The sequence below is a fragment of the Pseudonocardia pini genome (assembly GCF_013870575.1).
Lineage (GTDB): Bacteria > Actinomycetota > Actinomycetes > Mycobacteriales > Pseudonocardiaceae > Pseudonocardia > Pseudonocardia pini.
Genome location: NZ_JACBXB010000473.1, coordinates 1 through 4,350 on the forward strand (window position 1 = coordinate 1; position 4,350 = coordinate 4,350).

Sequence of the window (4,350 nt, forward strand, 5' to 3'; positions counted from 1 at the left end):
GGTGACCACGTCCGTCGACGACCTCCCCGCCCGGTTCTTCCCCGTGCCTGCGACCAGGATCGGCGCCGGCACCGAGGTGCCTCCGGTGACCAGGTCGGCGAGCAGCGACAACCGGCCCGACGCGCCCTCACGCGGTCTCCCGAGCGTGTCGTGGTCCTCGACGAGGTCCGTCGCGGCCAGGACGTGCAGCCGGGCCAGCGCCTGCAGCGGTGACCCCTTCCACGAGGCCAGCAGCCTGCCCGCCTCGTCCGCCACCCGGACGGCCCCGGCCAGGACCGGATGGGTGACGTGCTCCTCGCGGGCCGGGGACAGGGGCGCGCCGTCGAGCGCGGCCGAGGCCCGCGCCGCCCGCAGCGCGGCCTCCGCGGCCGTGGCGGGCCAGCCACGCCGGTTCACGGTGTGGTTGTGCACGGGGACCAGCGCCTCCCGCGCGGACGCGACCGCGGCCGCGACCCCGGGGAGCTCGACCAGCGGGGCGAGTGGATCAGTGGAGGCCTGCACCCCGCCATGCTGCCATCGGGCCTGACAGAGGGGTCGGGCCCTGTCCGTACCGACGGTGCGCGGACGGTTGCTGAGCACTACGTTCAACCCCGTCGACGTGCGCGCTGCGCGCGTCAAGCGCCGGTGCTGGAGGAGGACGCGAAGAAGATGGCCGAGTCGGGAGCGACACTCAGCAACCTGTCCACCGAGAGCCGCAGTTTCCCGCCGAGCGAGGAGTTCGCCGCGCAGGCGAACGCCACCGCCGAGTGGTACGAGCGGGGAGACGCCGACCGCGACGCCTTCTGGGCCGAGCAGGCCGACCGCCTGAGCTGGGGCGAGAAGTGGTCGGAGGTGCTGGACTGGCAGCCGCCCTTCGCGAAGTGGTTCGTCGGCGGGAAGCTGAACGTCGCCTACAACTGCGTCGACCGGCACGTCGAGGCGGGCAACGGGGACCGGGTGGCCTTCCACTGGGAGGGCGAGCCGGGCGACACCCGCACGATCACCTACGCCGAGCTGCAGCGTGAGGTCTCCAGGACCGCGAACGCGCTGGCCGAGCTGGGTGTGGGCAAGGGCGACCGGGTCGCCATCCAGCTGCCCATGATCCCCGAGGCCGTGTTCTCCATGCTGGCCTGCGCGCGCCTGGGTGCGATGCACAGCGTGGTCTTCGGCGGGTTCTCGCCGGGCGCGCTGAAGGCCCGGATCGAGGACGCCGAGGCCAAGCTGCTGATCACCAGCGACGGCCAGTTCCGGCGCGGCAAGCCCGCGCCGATGAAGGAGAACACCGACGAGGCCGTCGAGGGCACGAGCATCGAGCACGTGCTCGTGGTCAAGCGGACCGAGACCGACGTGCCGTGGACGGAGGGCCGGGACGTCTGGTGGCACGAGGCCGTGGACAAGGCCTCCGACCAGCACACCCCGGAGCTGTTCGACTCCGAGCACCCGCTGTTCATCCTCTACACCTCGGGCACCACCGGGAAGCCGAAGGGCATCCTGCACACCTCGGGCGGCTACCTCACCCAGGTCGCGTACACCCACAACGCGGTGTTCGACCACAAGCCCGGCGAGAGCGTGTACTGGTGCACCGCCGACATCGGCTGGGTGACCGGGCACAGCTACATCGTCTACGGGCCGCTCGCCAACGGCGCCACGTCCGTGATGTACGAGGGCACGCCGAACACCCCGCACGAGGGCAGGCACTGGGAGATCGTGCAGAAGTACGGCGTGTCGATCTACTACACGGCGCCGACGCTGATCCGCACCTTCATGAAGTGGGGCGCGGAGATCCCGGAGAAGTTCGACCTCTCCTCGCTGAAGGTGCTCGGCACCGTGGGCGAGCCGATCAACCCCGAGGCCTGGATGTGGTTCCGGGAGAAGATCGGTGCGGAGCGCTGCCCGATCGTCGACACCTGGTGGCAGACGGAGACCGGCGCGATGATGATCGCGCCGCTGCCGGGCGTCACCGCCACGAAGCCGGGTTCGGCCATGCGGCCGCTGCCGGGCATCGGCGCGACCGTGGTCGACGAGTCCGGCACGCCCGTCGGCAACGGCGAGGGCGGGTACCTGGTCCTGGACAAGCCGTGGCCGGCGATGTTGCGCGGCATCTGGGGCGACGAGGAGCGGTACAAGGACACCTACTGGTCCCGCTTCGCCGAGCAGGGCTACTACTTCGCGGGCGACGGCGCGAAGTACGACGCGGACGGCGCGATCTGGCTGCTCGGCCGGGTGGACGACGTGATGAACGTCTCCGGGCACCGCATCTCCACCACCGAGGTCGAGTCCGCCCTGGTCAGCCACCCGACGGTGGCCGAGGCCGCGGTCGTCGGCGCCTCGGACCCGACGACGGGCCAGGGGATCGTCGCGTTCGTGATCCTGCGCGGGAACGTCGCCCAGGACGAGGCCAAGGGCGAGGAGGCGATCACGGCCCTGCGCAACCACGTCTCCAAGGAGATCGGGCCGATCGCCAAGCCGCGCCAGATCATGGTCGTGCAGGAGCTCCCGAAGACCCGCTCCGGCAAGATCATGCGACGGCTGCTGCGAGACGTCGCGGAGAACCGCGAGGTCGGCGACGTCTCGACGCTGGCCGACGACAGCGTGATGAGCCTGATCCAGTCCGGCCTGAAGGAAGGCAAGGGCGAGGACTGAGGGGCCCGCGAACGGCACTCTCGTGCGGGAGGTCCGCACGAGAGTGCCGTTCGTGCATCCTGGCGGCGTGACGGAGAACGGGGACCTCGACGGCGGCCTACTGGTGCGCCGTGGCGTCGTCGTGCCCGCGCGGGAGCTGCGGTGGCGGTTCTCGCGCTCGTCGGGCCCCGGGGGCCAGGGCGTGAACACCACGGACTCGCGGGTCGAGCTGAGCTTCGACGTGGCGAACTCGCCCAGCCTGCCCGACGACCTGCGCGAGCGTGCCCTGCGGAACCTGCGGCTCGTCGACGGGGTGATCACCATCGCCGCGGGCGACTCGCGCAGCCAGCTGCGCAACCGGGAGGCGGCACGGGAACGGCTGCTCCAGGCCCTGCGGGAGGCCACGAAGGCCCCGCCGCCCACCCGCCGTCCCACGAAGCCGACCAAGGGCTCGCAACGGCGCAGGTTGGACGCGAAGACCCGGCGCGGCGCCGTGAAGAAGCTGCGCGGCCGCCCTGACGAGTGATCGGGGGTTGGCCAGACCGACGCGGGGAAGTCCTTCGTGGAAGGATGACCCGAACCCAGATCAGCAGGAGGGACCGCGGTGGCCAGCCCGACCAGCTCCGGCGGTACGGACGTTCCGCCCGTACTGCCGTCGATCCCACTGTCGAAGGAGCCGGCCCCCGGCTCCTCGGAGCAGTCGATCGGCGATCTCGTCCGCGACGTGACGACGCACGTGTCCACCCTGGTCCGCTCCGAGGTGGAGCTGGCCAAGGCCGAGGTGACCTCCGAGGTCAAGAAGGGTGTCCAGGGCAGCGTCTTCTTCATCGTCGCCCTGGTCATCGCGCTGTTCAGCCTCTTCTTCCTGTTCTTCGCCCTCGCCGAGCTGCTGGCGATCTGGCTGAACAGGGCGGCCGCGTTCGGCATCGTGTTCGGCGCGATGATCCTCGCGGCGGGACTCGCGGCGTTCATCGGCTACCTGCGGGTGAAGAAGATCCGCAAGCCCGAGCGCACGATCTCCTCGCTCAAGGACACCGCCCAGGTGCTCGGCAACCGGGGCAAGCCGGAGGGATCCACCACTCCCGAGCTCAACGGCCACGCTCGCTGACGTCGCGTGGGCACTGAGCCCTCGGTCGTCCGGGTGCCGGGTCCGTGGACCCATCGGTCCGTGTCGGCCAACGGGATCCGGTTGCACGTCGTCGAGGCGGGCGAGGGTCCGCTGGTCGTCCTGCTGCACGGGTTCCCGGAGTTCTGGTGGTCCTGGCGGCACCAGCTGCGCGCCCTGTCCGAGGCCGGGTACCGGGCCGTCGCGGTGGACCTGCGCGGCTACGGGGACTCGGACAAGCCGCCCCGGGGCTACGACCTCTGGACGCTCGCGGGCGACGCCGCCGGCCTGATCCGCGCGTTGGGCGAGCAGCGGGCGCACGTCGTGGGGCACGACTGGGGAGGCCTCATCGGCTGGACCCTCGCCGCGCTCCATCCGCGTCGGCTGCGCACCCTCACGGTGGTGGGGGCTCCGCACCCGCTCGCCGTGCGGGCCGCCGTGGCCCGTCACCCGCTGAGGCAGGGCCGCGCCACGACCTCCTACGCCGCGGGCTTCCAGGTGCCGCGGCGCCCCGAACACTCCCTCCGGACCGACGACGGCGCCCGGGTCGAGCGGATCATGCGGGCCTGGTCGGGGCCGGAGTGGGCGGGCACGGCGGACTTCGCCGAGGCCGCCCGGCGCAACCGCGAGGCGATGCAGATCTC

General features: G+C 71.7%; 4 protein-coding genes and 1 pseudogene. 4 read left to right on the plus strand and 1 reads right to left on the minus strand.

Annotated elements, in window-relative coordinates:
- Window positions 1-501 (minus strand): annotated as a pseudogene (locus H5J29_RS22595) (oxidoreductase); the annotation flags it as partial.
- 147 nt (window positions 502-648) lie between these two features.
- Between H5J29_RS22595 and acs the strand changes: the two are divergent.
- The 4 genes from acs to H5J29_RS22615 all read left to right on the plus strand — a co-directional run.
- Window positions 649-2,622 (plus strand): acetate--CoA ligase, encoded by a 1,974-nt coding sequence (gene acs, locus H5J29_RS22600; RefSeq protein WP_181783050.1) that lies wholly within the window; start codon window positions 649-651, stop codon window positions 2,620-2,622.
- A 67-nt stretch (window positions 2,623-2,689) separates the two neighbouring features.
- Window positions 2,690-3,127 carry an alternative ribosome rescue aminoacyl-tRNA hydrolase ArfB gene (arfB, locus tag H5J29_RS22605; RefSeq protein WP_181783047.1) on the plus strand — a complete coding sequence of 146 codons (438 nt, stop codon included), beginning with the start codon at window positions 2,690-2,692 and terminating at the stop codon, window positions 3,125-3,127.
- 78 nt (window positions 3,128-3,205) lie between these two features.
- Window positions 3,206-3,709 (plus strand): phage holin family protein, encoded by a 504-nt coding sequence (locus H5J29_RS22610; protein ID WP_181783048.1) that lies wholly within the window; start codon window positions 3,206-3,208, stop codon window positions 3,707-3,709.
- A gap of 60 nt (window positions 3,710-3,769) precedes the next feature.
- Window positions 3,770-4,350: alpha/beta fold hydrolase (locus H5J29_RS22615; RefSeq protein WP_312858362.1), on the plus strand; the 581-nt coding region annotated here is incomplete at its 3' end.

Bases quoted from the DNA above. Each gene is read 5' to 3' on its own strand.
- acs (WP_181783050.1), top strand. From the start codon at position 649: ATGGCCGAGTCGGGAGCGACACTCAGCAACCTGTCCACCGAGAGCCGC.